Origin of the sequence: Microbacterium lacus, from assembly GCF_002812805.1 — a bacterium.
In the GTDB taxonomy this organism is placed as follows: domain Bacteria; phylum Actinomycetota; class Actinomycetes; order Actinomycetales; family Microbacteriaceae; genus Microbacterium; species Microbacterium lacus_A.
Map to the genome: position 1 here is coordinate 161,789 of NZ_NMUM01000030.1, position 19,046 is coordinate 180,834.

The window sequence follows — 19,046 nt, forward strand, 5'->3', positions numbered from 1 at the left end:
GCGGCACCCGGGAAGGGCCACCCGATGCGGGTAGCCTGATTGCACCATGGCCGTCCACACGCGACACCCCGTTGGCGCCCCTCCCTCGGCGCCCATCCGCGAATCCACGGGGCACCTGCTGTTGCGCGGCTACACGATCTTCGTCCTGTTCGTCGCGCTCGCGACGACGTTCTGGTTCAACCTGCTCGGCGCCGTCGGACTCGTGATCCTCGTCTGCACCACGACGCTCGTGAGCGGGATCCTCTGGGCCGTGCTCCGCCCCGTGATCGCGTGGCGGCAGCTGCCGTGGCTGCCACTCGCGTACGTCGCGTGGGCCGGGGCGTCGGTGATCTGGTCGACGTGGCGCGATGCGACCGTCCTCACCTGGGTGCTGCTCGCCGCAACCACCGTCCAGGGCCTCTTCATCGCAAGCGTGCTGACCTGGCGCGAGCTCGTGCGTGCGATCGCCTCCGCCCTGAAGTGGGTGATGGCCCTGTCGATCCTGTTCGAGCTGTGGGTCTCGCTCATCGTGCAGCATCCGATCCTGCCGAACTTCCTGCTCTGGGACGGCGACATGGTCACCGAACTGGACTGGTCGCGCAACAACTTGTTCGACGGCGGGCGCATCCAGGGCATCGTCGGCAACGCGCACCTGCTAGCGATCGCGGCCCTGCTGGCGATCATCGTCTTCGCGATTCGCATCGCCTCGGGCGCGCCACGCAAGGCCCTCTTGTACGGATGGATCGCGCTTTCGGCGTTTCTCCTGTGGCGCTCGAGCTCGGCAAGCGTGTGGCTCGCGGTCGTCGCCGTCGCGCTGGTTCTGGTGACGGCGCTCCTCATGCGAACGACCCGTAGACCGGGCGAGCGCACCAAGTTCTACGTCGCGTATGCCGCCGTCGGACTGGGTGGCGTTCTCGCGGCCTGGTTCGGGCGAGACGCGATCCTCGAGCTGCTCGGTCGGGGCGGCGACCTCACGGGCCGCACGGGCATCTGGGAGGCCGTGTGGGCCCGAGTCGTCGAGCATCCGGTGCTGGGTTGGGGCTTCTCCACGCCGTGGCTGCCCTGGGTGCCTGAGATCGACGGTTGGATCGTCGTGAACGATCTGACCGTTTTCCACGCGCACAACATGTGGCTCGATGCCCTCTTCCAGGTCGGTGCCATCGGCCTGGCTCTGCTCGCGCTGACCTACGTGGCCCTCATCTGGCGGGCGTGGTTCTTCGCGATCGACCGTCCACGCTGGGATCTGACGGCAGACCGGCCTTACCAGGCGCTCACGCTGCTGCCGACGCTCGTCATGACCGTGCTGCTCGTGCAGGGCCTCGCAGAATCACGTCCGCTCTCCGAGTGGGGCTGGCTGTTCGTCGTCATGCTGTCGCACAAGATCGGGCAATCGCCGCTTGTCGGCGAGGGCCCGGCCGAGCGTCGACTCGCGATGGAGCGCGGCGAGCAGGTCGAGCGGACGACGCGGTGACGAACCCCGCGCGGATGCCGCGGCATCCGTTGCTCGAGTGGACCTGGGACGCGCTCGATTCCGCCGCGTTTGCGCGGGCGTTCACCCTCGCCGTTTTCGGGACGGTGGCTCTCTCGTTCGCGATCCAGAGGACCGCGGGGGTGGTGACCTACTCCACGGTCATCGCGGGGCTGTGTGCCGTCGGTCTCGCAGTCCTACTGCGTCGCCGATCCGAACTCACCCTCGTGCGCCTCGTGCCGACCACCCTCGTGCTCTTCTTCGTGTGGCTCGCGGCGACCGCCGTGTGGAGCACAGAACCACCCCGAACGCTGGTCGGATGGCTTGTGCTCGCGGGACCCGCGTTCCTCGCCATCGTCATCGGACACGTCCGCGACACCCTGCAGACGGTGCGAGCCCTCGGCGACACGCTGCGCGCTCTGCTCGCCCTCTCGCTGGCGCTCGAAATCCTCTCGGGCATCCTCCTCGACCTGCCGATCAGATTTTTGGGGATCCAGGGGAACATCGTCCTCGGGGGTCCGGTCCAAGGCATCTTCGGCACACGCAACATGCTCGGCTTCGTCGCGGTGATCGCGCTCATCACGTTCGTCATCGAGTGGCGTACCCGGTCGATCCCCCGCGGTCTCGCGATCTTCTCCCTCGTCCTCGGCGGATTGCTCGCACTGCTTTCCGCATCACCAACGGTCTTCGTCCTCGCGCTCGCGGTCGCCGTCGCGACGGGCGCGCTGGCGCTCGTGCGGCACGCGCCGCCCGAGCAACGACGAAGCCTGCAGATCTCACTCCTGTCGCTCGTCGTTGTGGGCGGTGTGTTCGCGTACTTCTTCCGTCGCCCGATCATCGCGATCCTGAATGCGGGCTCCGACTTCGCCACGAGAGCCGAGCTCTGGGACACGATCCTGAACATCTACGTGCGATACCGCCCGATACAGGGTTGGGGGTGGGTCGGCGCCTGGCCGACGGAGGAATTCCCCTACACGTCGATCAACATCATCACGGACGAGACGCACGCGACCGCCCTGAACGCGTACCTCGATGTGCTTCTGCAGAGCGGATGGGTCGGCCTCCTGCTTTTCGCCGGCATGTGCGCCCTCGCCCTCGTCCGCTCATGGCTCGTGGCGAGCAAGCGGCGCTCCGTCCTCTACGCCTGGACACCGCTGGTCTTGATCACGCTGCTCGTTGATTCGATGTTCGAGAGCTTCACGCTCGGCGGATTCGGGTGGCTCCTGCTCGTGGTGTGCGTCGTGCGCGCCGGGCTGAGCAGGTCGTGGCGGGAGGGCATCCAGCCACCCGCGCCAACGAGCGGCTCCCCGGCGCTCCCCCAGCAACCCCGGGATGGCGCAGGGTAGGCTTCACTGTCGGCTCGACGCCTGCGCGCCCGCCCACTCCCGGAGAATCGCTCGTGACCCACGTCCTGCAAAATGTCGTCTTTCCCCTCGATCGCGACCCGGATCTGCTGCCGCTCTACGCCGACCCGGAAACGTGGTCGGTCGTTGACGAGCAGCCCGTACGCGTCTCGAGCGTCGCGCACCTCGGCAACATCCTCGACCGCCGACGCGCCCGCATCGTCGCCGGTCGCCGCGTCTCTCTCGGCACCTACTTCAACGCTTTCCCCGCCTCGTACTGGCAGCACTGGACCGCTGTCCGAGACGTGCGTTTGACCGTCCGCACGACGGGTCGCGCGACCCTGCTGGTCTACCGTTCGAACGGCGAAGGCGCCCGGCAGCGCCTCGATACTCGCGAGGTCGACGGAGAGGCGACGTCATCCTTCGACGTGCGCCTCGACCAATACAGTGACGGCGGCTGGATCTGGTTCGACATCGTTGCGGACGATTCCCACGCGACTCTCGAGGGCGCGGAGTGGACGACCGAACAGGAGCCGGTCCGTCGGGGCGGCGCCACACTCGGGATCACGACGTACAACAAACCGGATTACTGCATCGCCACGTTGCAAGCACTGTCCGAGGCGCCCGAGGCTCTCGAGGTCATCGATCGAATCCTGGTCATCGATCAGGGCACACAACGCGTGCAGGACGAGGGCGGCTACGAAACGGTGGTCGCCGCGCTCGATGACAAGCTCCGCATCATCCTCCAGCCGAACCTCGGCGGTTCGGGGGGCTTCGCGCGGGCGATGTCCGAGACCCTCGAAGCGGGAGAAAGCGACTTCGTCCAACTATTGGATGACGACGTACAGATTGAGCCGGAATCGATCCGTCGCTCGGTCGTCTTCGGCCGGTACGCGAGCGTTCCTACCATCGTCGGTGCACACATGTTCGATCTCCTCGATCGACCGAAGCTCCACGCGTGGGCAGAAGTCGTCGACGAGACCCCTTTCATGTGGCGGACTCTCAATCAAGAGCGAATGCCCCACGACTTCAGCGTCGCCAACCTGCGACAGAGCCCCCAATTGCACGCGCGCCTCGATGCCGATTACAACGGCTGGTGGATGTGCCTGATCCCGGTCGAGACGATCAGGGCCGTCGGGCTCTCCCTCCCCGCATTCATCAAGTGGGACGACGCCGAGTACTGCCTCCGCGCGGGACGGGCCGGCTTCCCGACGGTCTCGGTGCCGGGAATCGCTCTGTGGCACGTGTCGTGGCTCGGCAAGGACGATTCGATCGACTGGCAAGCGTACTTCCACGCGCGGAACCGCATCGTTGCCGCGCTTCTGCATTCCGGGCAGCCGGAGGGCGGCACTCTGTTGCGCCACAGTCGACGCGTCGACCTCAAGCACCTCATGATGATGCAGTACTACCCGGTGACGCTCCGCCACCGGGCGCTGCGGGACATCCTGTTGGGACCGGCTCATATGCGAGCCGGACTTGCGACTGCCATGCCCGCCGCGCGGGCGCTGGCCGCGGACTTTCCCGAGACGGTCGTACACCGGGATTCGGGCGTGCCGATGCGTGCTCGACGTGGCCGCCAGGTGTTCGGCAGGAAACGAAAGCACGAGTTCGACAGTCCGACGGGCCTGCGCCTGCGCTGGTTCACGGCGAAGACGATCGCGTCGCACGTGCTCCACAGCCCGCGACCCGAGAACGTCGCTCAGCCCGAGGTCGAATTCGCCAAGGGCGACGCGCACTGGTGGCGCGTCCCGCTGTTCGACAGCGCGCTCGTGAGTGCTGCGGATGGATCGGGCAAGAACGTTTATACGCGCGACCGCGCGCAGTATCGCCGGCTCCTGAAGGACAGCATCCTGCTTCACCGCAGGCTGCGCCGAGGGTGGGCGGATCTGGCCGCTCAGTACCGGGCCAGCGCCGGCGAACTCAGTTCGCACGAGGCATGGAAGCGCACCTTCGAGGGACAATCATGACGACGACGAGTCCTCAGCACGCAGGACGGGAGCATGCCCTGTTCGATCCAGCATCCGCGACCATCGCGATCGTGACGTACAACCGCTCGGCGCTGCTGTCCAAGCTGCTCGCGTCGATCGTGCGAATGGATCCCCACCCGGGGCACGTCGTCGTCATCGACAACGCGTCCGTCGATGACACCGCAGAGGTCGTGGAGTCCTTCCGCGAGCAGATCCCCGCGACGATCGTCTACCGGCGTCTCGAGACGAACACCGGAGGGTCGGGCGGCTTCAGCGAGGGCATGCGCGTTGCGTATGAGCTTGGCTCGACGTGGATGTGGCTGATGGACGACGACGTCGAGGTCCTGCCCGACGGCCTCGCCCGGATGGGCGACTGGGCTCCGCGGTTCAAGAGCATCCAGGGTCGCCGCTACGACTACGACGGCAGCGAGTTCTACTGGCAGTACCGACTCTCGATTCCGTTGGGCATTCCCATCCCCTTCGCTCCGGCGGGGTTCGATGAGGCGCGCTTCCGCGAGATGAACTCCGGATGCTTCGAGGGGATGTTCATCCACCGCGACATCGTGCAGAAGGTCGGTCTGCCCGATCCGCGCTTCTTCATTTACTGGGATGACTCGGTTTACGGATGGCTCGCGTCACGCCACACGACCGCGGTGATCGTCGACGAGTTTGTCCTGCGGCGTACCCGCGAGATCCGGCAATGGGACATGGGCGTGCGGCACCTGAACGCCTCGAGCAACGCGTACCGCTACTACATCATGCGAAACCGCGGGCACATGCGGCACTACTTCCGAACCCAGGGCGCGCTTCGTCCCGTTCGTTTCGCGATCGGGACCTTCCTGACGTTCGCGAAGGAGCTGATCCGTCTGGTCTTCGTGGAGCGCACGGTTCGCGGCACGAGCAACCTCTGGCGTGGGCTCCGCGACGGGCGGAAGATCGCACGCGACAAGGCGTGGGAGCCGATGCCCCCGCTCGGCTCGCCAATCACTGAACCCCGAACAGGTCGTTGAGGCAGTTCGTTACATGGGAGCCGTTAGCGGCCCTCAACCGGGGTAAGAACCCTATCCGAGAGCAACAACGGTCGGATTCGCTAGCCTTGGCTGATGCGACTTAATGATCGCCGTAAGCGGATCACTCCCATCCGCGGGTCGTGGGCAGTGCGGCTAATGCTCGCGATCGTCGTAGCTTGCAGCGCAGTAGTTGGGTTACCGGCAACGCCCGCGGCCGCCTACGAAGAGAGCACGATCGTCGCGCTCGCGAACCAGTCCCGGGCTGCACAGGGGCTCCGCGGTCTCGTGCGGAACACATCGCTCGACCACGTCGCCCTGGGCTGGGCGAATCAGATGGCACTCAACGGGTTCATTTCGCATAATCCCTCGTACACCTCAGAGATCCCCGGGGGGTGGACATCGGCGGGTGAGAACGTCGCCCAGGGTTATGGAAGCGCATCCGCCCTCCACGAGGGCTGGATGAACTCCACTGGTCACCGAGCTAACATTCTGGGCGACTTCACCGACATCGGAACGGCACTCATCCGGGCCAATGGAACAACTTGGGCAGTGCAGGTATTCGCCAAATATCCGGGTAGCGAACCGCAGGCGCCCGCCGGACACCCGAGCGTCGCTCGCATTGGGACGGGCGCCGTATCGATAAAAGGGCCGTCTTCTGAGTTGCTCCCCGGCGTGACCGTCGAGATCCGCTCCGAATCCTGCGACGGGGAGCCGGTTTGGAACACGACAACGACGAGCCGACCAGATGCCTACGGAGCTTTCGGTATCGGCCTAGCCCCCGGCCGGTATTGCATCAAGACGCTTTCAGCGCCCCCGCCTTATTCCGTCGCCCCGGATGTCGTCTTCACGATCGAGCCACGACACGAGAATTGGGTGACGGTGTGGTTGCCTGGCCCCACTCTGAAGCGGATCGTCACGGGAGCCTTGGTGACGAAAAGCGTTCGCGATCGCCCCGTCAACGGCGTCACTGCTCATATCCGGGAAGGGTCGTGCGTGATCTCGGGCCAAGGGGTCTGGCAGAACACGACGGCGGCGAATCAGTGGGCGCAGGGCGGGTTCGGTATTTCTTTGGCAGAGGGGCTGTATTGCGTCAGCACCCTTGGAGTTCCGCTTGGATACGAGACTCCCCAGCCATTTGAAGTGACGGTCGCCAGTCCCTCTCCGTATTGGATCACGATTTGGGTGCCTGGACGTGGGCCCAGCTAGCCTCAATCATTTATACGCGCCCAGCTGTTCCGCTACGTATATGAGCGAGCGACCGCGCTCAGCTGTTGTGGTCGGCGTTGTACCGGTCGAGGACCTCGTCGATAGGGCCATCCAGCACGAGCCGGTGCTTGTCGAGGTACAGTCCGCGGGTGCAGAAGCGGCGCAGGTCCCGCTCGTTGTGCGAGACGAAGAACAGTGTCCGTCCCTCGGCCAGCAGCTCATCGATCCGCATGTAGCACTTCTCTTTGAACGCCTTGTCCCCCACGGCCAGCACTTCGTCGACGAGCAGAATCGGCTCCTCGAGTTGCGAGACGACCGCGAACGCCAGGCGCACCTTCATGCCGCTCGACAGGTGCTTGTACGGGGTGTCGACGGAGTCGTGCAATTCGGCGAAGTCGATGATGCCGTCGAACCGGCGGGCAACCTCGGCCCGGGACATCCCGTGCAATCCCGCCGTCAGGCGGACGTTCTCGCGCACCGTCAGGTCGCCGACGAATCCACCGGTGATCTCGATCAGCGGCGCGACACCCCCGTTTACCTGCACGGTACCCTCGTCGGCGAGCAGCACCTTCGCCACCAACTTCAGGAGCGTCGACTTGCCCTGACCGTTGCGTCCGACAACCCCGATCGACTCCCCCGGCTGGACGTCGAACGAGACGGTGCGCAACGCCCAGAATTCGTTCGGACGGACGCGACGGGATGCCCCGGCGAACAGGTCCTTGAAGCTACGACGCCCGCGACGATTGCGGCGGAACCGGATGCCGAGGTCGCGCACCTCGATGGCTGCCCCGCTCATCAGAGCTCCTTCAGGACGGGTCGTTCGAGCTTGCGGAACACCAGGATCCCGAGACCCAGGAAGGCCAGACACATCACGGCACCGACCACGATGCTGAGGGTGTCCCAGACCTCGGGAAAGAACCCGACGCGGTACAGCGTGAAGATGCCCGACAGCGGGTTGAACGCCGCCAGCTGCGGGAAGAGGCCGGGCAGGTCGCCCACGCTGTAGATAATCGGCGAGGCATAGAACAGCACGCGCAAGATCAGCTTGGTGGTGCGCTCGAGGTCGGTGTACAGAACACACAGCGGTGCAACCAGCAGGCCCAGACCGACGAGCAGCGCCGTCTGCAGAATGATCGCAACGGGGAACCAGAGCAGCCCCCATCCGACCGGCGCGCCGGCGATGATCGCGAAGCCGACGAGCACGGGCAGCGAGCAGAGAAACTCGACGCCCTTACTGAGGACGATGCGGTTGACCCAGATCGATCGAGGAATCGCTGTCGACCGGACGAGCCGTGCGTCTTTATTGAATGCACGGGTGAAGTCCGAGACGGCCGAGTTGAACCAGACCCACGGCAGCAGCGCCGTGATCAGGAACACGATGTAGGGCTCGTGTCCGACCGTGCGCTGGAAGATCTGCGTGAAGACGAACCAGTAGATCGCGCTCATGACGAGCGGATCGAGGATCGACCACACGTATCCCAGGGCGCTCGTGGCGTAGCGAACACGAAGGTCGCGGGCCGAAAGCAGCCAGAGGGAGTGCAGGTATCGCCGGGCGGAGCCGGGGCTACCGACGGCGGCGGTGGTCACGCATGCGAGTCTAGTTCGGCGTGGGCAACCGTTCGGATGTGCTTGGAATCTGATCGTTACTTGCATAGCGCGAGCGCCAACGCCCCCGTGTTTAGACTCGCGCTATGTGCCGCGCCTTCCCCGCCGTCCTCTTGGCAATCTGTCTGATGATGACGGGATGCGGTTCTTCGCCCGCCATTGTCGCGTCTACATCGGATCCGACTTCCTCGGGCTCGCCCAGTCCGACCCCAACGGCGACTCCTTCCCCTGGAGCGTCAAATACCGCGCCCGTCGACGATGAGCAGACCCCGCAGGATTCTCCGGATGAGCAGGTCGCTGAGCCTGTGCCGGCCCCGTCCGAGACAAGGGGACCGGACGAGGTCGACCCAGCGGACTACACGTCCGACGCAGTCGACCCCCAAAACGGAAACATCCCCCTACCCGGAGTAGCGTTCCGAACTGCAGACGGGCTCATAATATGCGGAATCTTGACCTCAGGATACGTGGCTGGGCAAGCAGGGTCGGGTTCCTGCACGATCGATTCCTATCGCGACGTTATTCCCCAGCCCGCAGACCGCGAGCCGTTTGTCAAGTCCGTCATGGCGGATCCCACGACAGGTTCTTATTTTCTGTATCCGGACCGCTTCGCACATCCCGATCGAGAAATTCCTGTTCTCGCCGCCGGAAAGTCGATCCGGTTCGAGGGAACGAGTTGCTCAGTAAACAGTGACAGCGTGACGTGCGTAATCTCTTCGACCGGGCGGGGATTCACCATCTCTCAATCGGCATACCAACTGTTCTGACAGCGAAAGTCAGCCCGCGTCGAGCACAACTAGGAGTTTCATGCCCGCATCTCTGAGCGATGAGGATCTCGGCCACTTGCGCGAGAGCATCCGCGTCGCCGAGCAGTCGCGCGCCGAAGGGTCGCATCCGTTCGGGTCCTTGGTCGTCGACGTCCGCGGCCGAATCGTGTCGTCCTACGGCAACAACTCTTTGCCGCCCCACGGAGACCCCACGCAGCACGCGGAGATGCGCGCGGTGGCCGCTGCCGCGCGACTTCTCGGCCCGGACGGGATGCGCGGATCGACCCTCTTCACAAGCGCCGAACCGTGCGCGATGTGCGCGGGCGCTGCCTACTGGACAGGCATCGACCGCGTCGTTTATGCGCTCTCTGAGAGGCGTCTGCTTTCACTCACGGGTGCGCACGAGGAGAACCCGACACTCGACCTCCCGTGCCGCGAGGTGTTCGCCCGGGGTCAGCGCACCGTCCAGGTCGTGGGACCCATGCTCGAGGACGAGGCCGCCCAGGCGCACACGGGCTTCTGGGTCTGAAGGCTTCTCGGGCTAGAGCGCGGCGCGGATGCGCTCAAGTTGGCCGCGATCCGTCGGCGCGACGGCGTAAAGCCCCTGTTTCACGAAGTCGTCCGCGACGATCCCGAACGGGGCCACCGAGTCGAGGTAGGTCAGGTACTCGTCCTCGGACGCGAACTCGTAGATGCGAACTTCGCTCCCGTCAAGTCTTCCCACTCCCCACTGGGAGACGTAGTCGGCGGTGCCGCGGAGCGTGAAGTCGGCGAGGCCCAGTCGATCGGCGATGTTCATCAACTCGTGCTGCGCAGGTGAAGTAGGTGACGCGATGGGCTCCGGCGAGGATGTCACGACAGGCGAATCCGACGCGTGGGTTGAAGGCGACACCGATACCGTCGGAGAATTGCTAACGCCAGGAGACGATGGGGCTGCCGCTTCGGGCTCTGCGGCACAGCTCGAGATCGCGAGTGCAACGGCAAGGACTGCCGCAACGGGTAGGTAGCGCTTCACGCGACGAGCCTAACCGCGCGTTTTACATTCTTGAGCCGCCCACGCCAGCGGAACGTTCATCGGGGTCACGCGCGAGTCACGCGAGCTGGTTGTTCCACATCGACAGCGCGGCCCCGATCGCCATGTGCATGTCGAGGTACTGGTACGTCCCGAGACGGCCGCCGAACAAAACATCCTTCTCGCCCTTCGCCAGCTCGCGGTAGGCGAGCAGACCGGAGCGGTCCTCTGGCGTGTTGACCGGGTAGTACGGCTCGTCCTCGCGCGTTGCGAAGCGCGAGAACTCGCGCATCACGACCGTCTTGTCGGCGGGGTACCGGTCCGCGCGCTCCGGGTGGAAGTGCTTGAACTCATGGATGCGCGTGTAGGGCACGTTCGCGTCGGCGTAGTTCATGACCGGGGTGCCCTGGAAATCACCGACGGGCAGCACCTCCTCTTCGAAGTCGAGCGTGCGCCACGACAGCTCACCCGCCGCGAAGTCGAAGTATCGATCGACCGGCCCGGTATAGACGATGGGAAGCTGCCCGACGGTGGCCGCCTTGTTCAGCGGCTGTGACTCGTCGAAGAAATCGGTCGAGAGCTTCACGTCGATGTTCGGGTGATCCGCCATCCGTTCGATCCACGCCGTGTACCCGTCGGTCGGCAGCCCTTCCCAGGTGTCGTTGAAGTACCGGTTGTCGTAGGTGTATCGCACGGGCAGGCGGGAGATGATCTCGGCCGGCAACTCGGTCGGTGACGTCTGCCACTGCTTGGCCGTGTAGTCACGGATGAAGGCTTCGTATAGCGGCCGCCCGATCAGCGCGATGGCCTTCTCTTCGAGGTTGGCGGCATCCCTGACGTCGAACTCGCCTGCCAACTCGTGAACGAGCGCGCGCGCCTCGGTCGGTGAGTACGCGGCCTGGAAGAACTGGTTGATCGTGCCGAGGTTGATCGGGAGCGGATACACGACACCCTTGTGGTTCGTGTAGACGCGGTGCACGTAGTTGGTGAAAGTCGTGAAGCGGTTGACGTACTCCCACACGGTCGGGTTGGAGGTGTGGAACAGGTGCGCCCCGTAGCGATGCACCTCGATACCCGTCTCGGCCTCGTCCTCGCTGTACGCGTTGCCGCCGATGTGGTGGCGACGGTCGATAACCGTGACTTTGCGGCCGGATTCGGCCGCGCGTTCGGCGATCGTCAGGCCGAAGAAACCTGAGCCGACGATGAGAAGATCCATGGCGTTACTTTCGTGAGGGGAGGGCGCACTGCGTTTGCATCACCTCACACGGGCGGCGCAACTCCCGATGGATTCTACCGGCGCGGCTCACGATCGCTGGGTCCGCGGCGCGCGCCCAGGAATGACGGAGACACGCTGCGGTACTCTTTACACCGCCCGGGACTGCCGCGAGCGCTACACGATGACCAACGAGACCCCGGTAGGACAGGTGACGGACAAGGTGACCGACGCGCGCGATCCCCGCGATCCGCAAGAGGGCCCCGCCCCCGAGCCGGCCGCAGAAGCAATCGGCGGCATGTCCGGCCCCGACGGCCCCCTCCTTCGACTGATTAAAGACCGACGCATCGCGTTCCTCATCGTGGGCGTAACCAACACGGTGGTCGGTTTCGGATGGTTCGTGCTCTTCGACCTCACGATCGGCCGCCTCTGGGGCTACATGGCGACGCTTCTGTTCGCCCACGTCGCCGCGGTCCTGTGCGCCTTCATCCTGTACCGGAAGTTCGTTTTCCGTGTGCGGGGGCACGTGTGGGTGGATCTCGGACGATTCGAGTTGGTCTACCTCACTGCACTCGGGGTGAACGCGATTCTGCTTCCGATCCTCGTCGAGTTCGCGCACCTCCAGCCCATCGTCGCGCAGGCGCTGATCGTCTTCGTGACGACACTCATCAGCTATTTCGGGCACAGTCGTTTCTCCTTCCGCCGGAAGGTCGCCGAATGAGCGGCGCACCCACGCTGAGCGTGGTGATCCCCGCGTACAACAACGGCCGCACGCTCGCCGAGACGATCGATTCCGTGCTCTCTCAAGAGGGCCTGGACTTCGAGTTGATCATCGCGGACCATTCGTCCTCCGATGACACACGCGCCGTCATGTCGCGGTACGCCGCCGATCCCCGTGTGACGCTCCTCGACACGGAGGCGGGCGGGGGCGCGGGACGCAACTGGAACCGTGTTTCAGACGCCGCCCAGGGCGAGTTCATGAAGCTCGTCTGCGGTGATGACATCCTGCGTCCGGGCACCCTGGCACGTCAGGTCGAGCTCTTGCGCGCCTCGGGCGCCGTTCTCACGGCATGCCGGCGCGACATCGTCGACGCAGACGGCAAGGTCTTGATGGCCGGCTGGGGGCTCCGCGGACTGCGCACCCCGATGCCCGGCGACGCTGCGATACGCAAGGCCGTTCTCGCAGGATCGAACCTTTTCGGCGAACCCGCATCCGTCACGATGCGCCGCGCAACCTTCGTCGAGTGCGGCGGATGGTTCGACAGCTTCCCCTACTTGATTGATCAAGCCAGCTATTCACGTGTTCTGTTGCATGGCTCGTTCGTGCCCGACCCCGAGGTCGGCGCGACGTTCAGGATGAGCTCGGCGCAGTGGAGCGTCGCGCTCACCCGCGACCAGGCGTCGCAGGCTCGAGGATTCCACGGGTGGTTGCACGCCGAGCACCCGACGGTGATCTCGAGCGTGGATCGCACTATCGGCGATATTCGGGCGACGCTCATGGCGCACGCGCGCAGGCTGTCCTACCGAGTGCTGGAGAGGAGGATGCGATGACCGAGCCCGCCCCGGAGTACACGCATTCCGTGTCCGTCGTCGTTCCCGTTTATCAGGGAGCGCGCACGCTGCGCGCGTTGATCGACGAACTCATCCCCCTCGTCGAGGGCTTCCGGACCCCGGCCGGCAACGCGGCCCGGGTCGAGGAAGTCATCCTCTCGTACGACCGCGGACCGGACGACTCCGGTCGGGTCATCCGCGAGCTGGCGTCCGAGCACACGTGGATAAAGCCGGTGTGGCTCAGTCGCAATTACGGCCAGCACGCCGCGACTTTGGCGGGAATCGCGTCATCCGGCGGCGACTGGATCGTGACGATGGACGAGGACGGGCAGCACGACCCGGCCTATGTCGGGGTGATCCTGGACGTAGCCCTGCGAGACCACGCGGACGTGGTCTATGCCGAACCCGAGAATCGACCGCCCCACGGCTTCGTCCGAAACACGGCGTCGCGCACGTCCAAGCGCATGCTCGAGTCGCTCTTCGGCGGCGGCAAAGCGTCGCACTTCAACAGCTATCGACTGATCCTCGGCGAGGTGGGGCGAAGCGTCGCCGCCTACGCCGGCACCGGGGTGTACCTGGACGTGGCTCTGGGATGGGTCGCAGCGCGGGTTGTAACCGCCCCCGTGCTTCTCCGGGAAGAAGGAGACCGACGCTCGGGCTACTCCTATCGGCGATTGTTCGCTCACTTCTGGCGAATGGTCCTGACCTCGGGAACACGCGGGCTGCGACTGGTAACGGCGACCGGAGTCGTCTTCTTCGTCGGCGGAATCCTGTTCGCGCTCTACCTCGTCGTCATGAGGTTCGCCGTCGGCGACATCCCGGAGGGGTGGACGTCGCAGATGGTGCTCTCGGCCGTCGGCACCGGAGTCATCCTCGTCTCGCTCGGCATCATCGCCGAGTATCTGGGCGTCGCCGTGCACGCCGCACTGGGCAAACCCTCGTACCTGATCGTCCGAGACCCGGCGCTGGGGCCTCTCGGCCACGATGGCCGTGACACAGACCGCTAGGTGGGTCATCGGGCGGGGATTGCTCGGATCCGCCGTCTCCCGGACACGTGACGACGCACCGCTCGAAGCGCCCGTCCAGTGGGCCGACGCGGAACGGGCCCATGCAGACCTGGCCACCGGACTTCGCCGACTCCTTTCGACCGACGCGACTCGGGTGGAGATCTACTGGTGCGCGGGCCGAGGCGTCACATCGTCGCCCCCGTCCCAGCTCGAAGCCGAGTTCGATACCTTCGACGGCTTCCTGCGCTTGCTGGTTGCGCTTCCCGCAGCAGACCGAGCCCGGCTCGCGTTCTTCCTCGCGTCGTCCGTCGGCGGAGCCTATGCGGCGTCGCCGCACCCTCCTTTCACGGAGCGGACGGAACCGGCGCCGTCGTCTGCGTACGGTCACACGAAGCTTCGGATGGAGCGGGCACTCGAAGCTGCCACCGTTGCAGGCGGTTGGCGATCATTCGTCGCACGGATCACCAACCTTTACGGGCCCGGACAGGATCTCGCCAAGGGCCAGGGGCTGCTCTCGGTCATCGTCGCCAGCTACGTGACGCACCGCCCCGTGTCCATCTACGTATCGCTGGACACCCTCAGGGACTACATCTACGAGGACGACTGCGCGCGAGTGATCGATGCAGCGGTGAGCCGCGTCGCGTTCGAACCAGCCGGCACGATCGTGACGAAGATCGTGGGCGCCATGACGGCGCAATCTATCGGCGCGATCCTCGGCGAGAACACGAAGCTGAGGCGACGACGGCCACGCGTCATCCTCGGCCAGGGTGATCCGCGCGGACAGGCCAACGACCTGCGTGTGCGCTCAGAGGTGTGGACCGATCTCGACGCGCTGGTCAAGACGACGATCCCCGAGGGGTTGGACAACCTCTACCGCGCTCAGCTCGCTCAGCTCGCTCGAGGACACCGCTGATGTCCACCCGCTCTCGGCTACTCACCGCCCTTGCCGCGACGATCGCCGCCATCGTGTACGCCGCGGTGCAGCTGCGCGTCGTGCTGACGGCCGATCCGGGGGCATTCCGGGCGCTCCGGACGGCCTTCTGGCATGACCAGCTGGGCTACCTCAGCATCGTCGCGGATGTCGCCACCGGCAATCTCGACTCGGTCGAGCCCGTCACCGTGACCGGTGTGAACCACTATCCGCGGACGTATTACGCACTCGTGGGATTGGCGGCGCGAGCGACGGGCATGGACGCGGTCACGGCGTGGAACCTGATCTCATCGCTCATCCAGATTGCCGCCGTCGTGATGCTCTCGGTCGTGATGAGCGTGCTCGCTCGGCGGTGGTGGGTCGGGGCGTTCGCGCCGCTGCCGTTCTTCACCGGCACCCTGTCGGCCGTGACGTCTGGATCATGGCTCACCGGGCTCGAACACCACGCCGTGCTCTGGGGCCCGTACGGCGTGCTCTTCTCGAACAATGCCGAGACCGCGGGCCTGTCGATCATCGTGATCGTCCTCTCCGCGCTTGCTCTCGTGTGGGCGCGGCCTGCTCGCCGGAGTGCCCGGATCACGGTGAGCGTGCTGGCCGCCGCCGCACTCGGCAGCCTCTCGGGGTTCCAGACCTACAGCTTCATCACGGGCATCTACCTCGTGTCCGCCATCCTCGCCGCGAACTATCTGCGACGAGCGCACTGGGGATGGATCGCCGCAACGGCGGCGGCGGTCCTCGTCGTTGTTCTGGCCGGACCGCTCATAGCGGACCGCGTCGGTCAGCTACCCACGCTTGTCTTCGGCCTCCTGCCTGCGGCCCCCGGGCTGATTCGCGGTCTGCTGGCGACACGGGGAGCGCTGGCGCTCTACGCCGCGATCACCGTTGCGACCGCCGCGCCGCAGATCGGATGGACCGTGTCAGGCATCCTCGGAGGCGATCCGTTCCTTGCCTATCGCGTCGCATCGAACGTCAACCTCGGTGTGGTCGACCTCCGCACGGCGATCGCCTCCCTACCCGTCGTACTGCCGTTCCTCCTCATCACAATCATCGCCGCGCGCCGTCGCGACACCTTCGGGGTCGCCGCGCTGATCGGCACGGCTGTAACGGCCGCGATGCTCGCCCTCAACGACCTGTGGGGTGCCAACGCCGAGCCCTACCGTTTCTGGATCGACCTGTTCCTGCTCGGCGGGGTCGTTCTTGCACTCGGGGCCTCGCGCCTCTACGGCGGCGTACCCACACGGACCGAGGCGCGGTCGAGCGACCAACACGCGACCCGGACGACCCCGCCGTGGATCCGAGCGGGGGTAGCCGTCTGCGCGCTCGTCTACGTCGTATCGCTCGCCGACCTGTGGCTGTACTCGACGGACGCGACGATGAACGCGACCTGGAACCCGGGATCATCGCGAGAGAGCGCGATCGCGGCCGCGGCGCACGCGGCGGATTCATCGAAGGGCGGCTTGATCGTCTCTGACACGTGCATCGACCCCCGGACGACGAAGGTTGTCTCCGCCGCTCCGATCGCGTACTTCTATCTCGGCATGGCCTGGCCTGCAGAGGTCGATGCGGTGAGCGAGGTCATGAGCGGACGCGACGACGATCTGCTTCCCGCTGACTCTCTCGTCGTCTCCGACACGCGTTGGTTGGTGACCGACTCTACCTGCGCCACTACACCCGTCCTGGACGGCGCGGAGAAGACACGGGAGGACTCGTTCGACTATGCCGGCACGGACGGGTCTGGCTCGATCACGCTGTGGCGGCTATCGACGCCGTAGATCGACGATCCAGCAACGTCCGCAGGCGCCGGTTCGCGACAGGCCAGCCAGCCAACACGATCAAGGCGAGCAAGAGACTCACCATCTCTACCCACCATCCGGGCGGCTGAAACTGCACGACGATGACGTCTCCCGTCTGAGCCTCCGACAGATCCAGCGTCGCGAGGTAGCCTCGCGTCTCGGCAGCGAACGTCGCCCCGGACACAGTGTATCCAGGCCAGGCGAGCCGGCTCAGAACGATCTGGCTGTCGTCCCCGATCGAGCCGACACGCAGTTCCAGTCTGGAGTCGCTCTGCTCGAGGACCTCGACCGTCGTCCCAGCGGACTCCCATGCGACGCCGCCGGCTGTTGCAACCGGCGCGTCTCGCTTTAGCACGCGCGTATAAACACCGTCGTCCGCCGTACTCCACCCCGCCGGCGGTTCGGGCACACCGTCGGGGAAGGATGCCTTGATCACGACGATCGTGTTGACGCCGAGCAACGCGGAAACCTCTTGGCCGGTCGCGGTGTCGGTCGATAGCAGCGTTCCCAGCGCGTCGGAGCACGTAGAACCCCGCAGATCCGCGCACAGATCCCTCACGTAGTCACGGAACGGCAGCACCGTATAGGTGCTGCTCACTGTGCTGTCAGAGAAGTACCACTGGTTGGCGACGAGTCGCTCCTCATAGCTGGCGGCGTCTTCCCAACTCGCGTAGATATCCCCGACGACGATGACATCGTCGGGCATGCCATCAAGGATCGACGCGGACTCCGCCGCGTCGACCACGGGAAGTTTCGGCAGGATCGTGCTCGGAAACAGAGCCATCTGGGGCACGACGAGAAGCACCCCGACACCCGCGGCGACGACCGCCGCGGCCGCCTGGGCTCTCGGCCACGCGATGACCCCGCGATAGAAGAGCCCCCACAGGACGACGACACCGACGGCTTGGCACAGCATCGACAAGGCGATCTGCCGCCATTCCCACGTCGTGCTCACCGCGCTGAACCATCCCGACCCAGCGATGATGGCCAGCGCAGTTACCAGTGCGCGACGCGGCGAACGCAGCGGGCGCGCCTCGGAGGCGATGGCCGCGAACACGACGACCACGGCGATCACGACATAGGGCATGAACCGCACGGGCCACCGGATGGGGCCGATCTGGTCGGGACCCGTCACGAGCAGCAGCACCAGCCCGCCCACCACCAGGGCAGGGATCAGGCGGGCCATCAGCGCTCGTGACGGTCGAAACAGGGCGAACGCGGGCACAGCCCACAGGGCGTACATGAGAGGGGACTCCGTCACGCCTCCGGCCCACGACCCGATACTCCCCGTCGCCAATGCCGAGGACGTCGCAGCCAGATCTGCGAGATCCGCGTTCAGGAACCCGCCGTTGGCGATCGAGGTTGTGCCCCGCACCGTCACGGGAGCGGTGAGGACGCTGGGGAGGTAGACCGTGACCGTGAGGAGGGCCGAGTAGATGCCCGCCGCAAGGGTGCTGGCGATGCGCCACCGATCCCGGTGCAGGATGGCTCGGATCAGCGATTCCCCGAGGACGAACACCAGGACGATCACACCGAATACGTATCCGAACGTGATGAGGATGCCCGCCGCGATCAAGAACGGGAAGGGGTTTAGTTTTTCCTCGACGACTCGGCGCAATCCCCACCAGGCCCAGGGCAGCACAGCCGACGCGAACAGCCCGGTGGTCCAGGACGCCGCGTCCATGTAGACCGTGAATCCGCCCAGCGGTGCAAGGACACCGGCCGCCGCGGCCCACGGAGCGTCTGCCGAGAAGCTCCGGGCGAGCAGGTACACGCCGAGCGCCATCACTCCGAGCATCGTGATCTTGACCACCGTGACGGTGACGAAGACGTCGCCAGCGAGTCGCGTGACAATGCCGATCACCCAGTTCAACGGGTTGAAAACGCCCCACTGACCCTCGGCGAGATAGTTGCCAGCCGTCCAGGTGTGCGGATCGAAGAACGGCAGTTGTCCGCTCAGGAGAAGTTCGCCGATCCTCCACCACTGCCCGGCTGTTCCGGTTTGTGTGTCGTCGGCGAAGTAGAACTCAGGGGTGACCAGCAGCCGCGCGGAGGCGACGAAGATCGTGACCAGCACCGCCGCGAGCGGCCACCAAACGACAGCCGAAAACGGGCTCTTCCCGCGCGATGGGGTTCGCGCGACCGACGGTGATCTGTCGGTCTGAGGCTCGACGGCTGCGGCGGACATCGGGCCCCT

16 protein-coding genes are annotated in these 19,046 nt (G+C 65.6%); 11 read left to right on the plus strand and 5 right to left on the minus strand.

Annotated elements, in window-relative coordinates:
• Positions 1-46: 46 nt before the first annotated feature.
• From CGU34_RS10760 to CGU34_RS10780, 5 genes are all read left to right on the plus strand, one after another.
• Positions 47-1,450 (plus strand): O-antigen ligase family protein, encoded by a 1,404-nt coding sequence (locus tag CGU34_RS10760; protein ID WP_100814079.1) that lies wholly within the window; start codon positions 47-49, stop codon positions 1,448-1,450.
• Positions 1,447-2,793 (plus strand): O-antigen ligase family protein, encoded by a 1,347-nt coding sequence (locus tag CGU34_RS10765; RefSeq protein ID WP_232711643.1) that lies wholly within the window; start codon positions 1,447-1,449, stop codon positions 2,791-2,793. Before CGU34_RS10760 ends, CGU34_RS10765 begins: the two co-directional genes overlap by 4 nt.
• Before the next feature lie 53 nt (positions 2,794-2,846).
• Positions 2,847-4,757, plus strand: coding sequence for a glycosyltransferase (locus tag CGU34_RS10770; protein ID WP_100814080.1), 1,911 nt, complete (start codon positions 2,847-2,849; stop codon positions 4,755-4,757).
• Positions 4,754-5,767, plus strand: a complete 1,014-nt coding sequence (locus CGU34_RS10775) for a glycosyltransferase family 2 protein (RefSeq protein WP_100814081.1) — start codon at positions 4,754-4,756, stop codon at positions 5,765-5,767. Before CGU34_RS10770 ends, CGU34_RS10775 begins: the two co-directional genes overlap by 4 nt.
• A gap of 93 nt (positions 5,768-5,860) precedes the next feature.
• Positions 5,861-6,973, plus strand: a complete 1,113-nt coding sequence (locus CGU34_RS10780; RefSeq protein ID WP_100814082.1) for a CAP domain-containing protein — start codon at positions 5,861-5,863, stop codon at positions 6,971-6,973.
• Between the two features lie 58 nt (positions 6,974-7,031).
• Here the strand turns inward: CGU34_RS10780 and CGU34_RS10785 are convergent, their stop codons facing one another.
• Together CGU34_RS10785 and CGU34_RS10790 are read right to left on the minus strand one after the other, a co-directional pair.
• Positions 7,032-7,769, minus strand: coding sequence for an ABC transporter ATP-binding protein (locus CGU34_RS10785; protein WP_100814083.1), 738 nt, complete (start codon positions 7,767-7,769; stop codon positions 7,032-7,034).
• Complete coding sequence (locus tag CGU34_RS10790; protein ID WP_100814084.1) at positions 7,769-8,560, minus strand: ABC transporter permease; 792 nt, start codon at positions 8,558-8,560, stop codon at positions 7,769-7,771. The genes CGU34_RS10785 and CGU34_RS10790 overlap by 1 nt, the downstream gene beginning before the upstream one ends.
• 822 nt (positions 8,561-9,382) lie before the next feature.
• Between CGU34_RS10790 and CGU34_RS10795 the strand changes: the two genes are divergently transcribed.
• Positions 9,383-9,871, plus strand: a complete 489-nt coding sequence (locus tag CGU34_RS10795; protein ID WP_100814085.1) for a nucleoside deaminase — start codon at positions 9,383-9,385, stop codon at positions 9,869-9,871.
• Positions 9,872-9,883: 12 nt separating this feature from the next.
• Here the strand turns inward: CGU34_RS10795 and CGU34_RS10800 are convergent, their stop codons facing one another.
• Together CGU34_RS10800 and glf are read right to left on the minus strand one after the other, a co-directional pair.
• Complete coding sequence (locus tag CGU34_RS10800) at positions 9,884-10,141, minus strand: hypothetical protein (RefSeq protein WP_100814086.1); 258 nt, start codon at positions 10,139-10,141, stop codon at positions 9,884-9,886.
• A gap of 292 nt (positions 10,142-10,433) precedes the next feature.
• Positions 10,434-11,570, minus strand: a complete 1,137-nt coding sequence (gene glf / locus CGU34_RS10805) for a UDP-galactopyranose mutase (RefSeq protein WP_100814087.1) — start codon at positions 11,568-11,570, stop codon at positions 10,434-10,436.
• Positions 11,571-11,751: 181 nt separating this feature from the next.
• Between glf and CGU34_RS10810 the strand changes: the two genes are divergently transcribed.
• From CGU34_RS10810 to CGU34_RS10830, 5 genes are read left to right on the plus strand one after another with little or no spacing between them, the layout of a single operon-like run.
• On the plus strand, positions 11,752-12,288 hold the full coding sequence (locus CGU34_RS10810) for a GtrA family protein (protein WP_232711644.1): 537 nt from the start codon (positions 11,752-11,754) through the stop codon (positions 12,286-12,288).
• Positions 12,285-13,118: a glycosyltransferase family 2 protein gene (locus tag CGU34_RS10815; RefSeq protein ID WP_100814088.1), complete on the plus strand. Its 834-nt coding sequence runs from the start codon at positions 12,285-12,287 to the stop codon at positions 13,116-13,118. Before CGU34_RS10810 ends, CGU34_RS10815 begins: the two co-directional genes overlap by 4 nt.
• The gene (locus CGU34_RS10820) at positions 13,115-14,125 is read left to right on the plus strand and encodes a glycosyltransferase (RefSeq protein WP_198517753.1); all 1,011 of its coding nucleotides are present in this window, start codon (positions 13,115-13,117) and stop codon (positions 14,123-14,125) included. The genes CGU34_RS10815 and CGU34_RS10820 overlap by 4 nt, the downstream gene beginning before the upstream one ends.
• A complete protein-coding gene (locus CGU34_RS10825) occupies positions 14,109-15,038 on the plus strand; it encodes an NAD-dependent epimerase/dehydratase family protein (RefSeq protein WP_157811281.1) in 930 nt (309 codons plus the stop codon). The genes CGU34_RS10820 and CGU34_RS10825 overlap by 17 nt, the downstream gene beginning before the upstream one ends.
• Positions 15,038-16,828, plus strand: coding sequence for a hypothetical protein (locus CGU34_RS10830; RefSeq protein WP_100814089.1), 1,791 nt, complete (start codon positions 15,038-15,040; stop codon positions 16,826-16,828). Before CGU34_RS10825 ends, CGU34_RS10830 begins: the two co-directional genes overlap by 1 nt.
• Here CGU34_RS10830 and CGU34_RS10835 read toward each other — a convergent pair.
• On the minus strand, positions 16,800-19,037 hold the full coding sequence (locus tag CGU34_RS10835) for a hypothetical protein (RefSeq protein WP_100814090.1): 2,238 nt from the start codon (positions 19,035-19,037) through the stop codon (positions 16,800-16,802). The two genes, CGU34_RS10830 and CGU34_RS10835, sit on opposite strands and share 29 nt — an antisense overlap.
• Between the last annotated feature and the right edge of the window lie 9 nt (positions 19,038-19,046).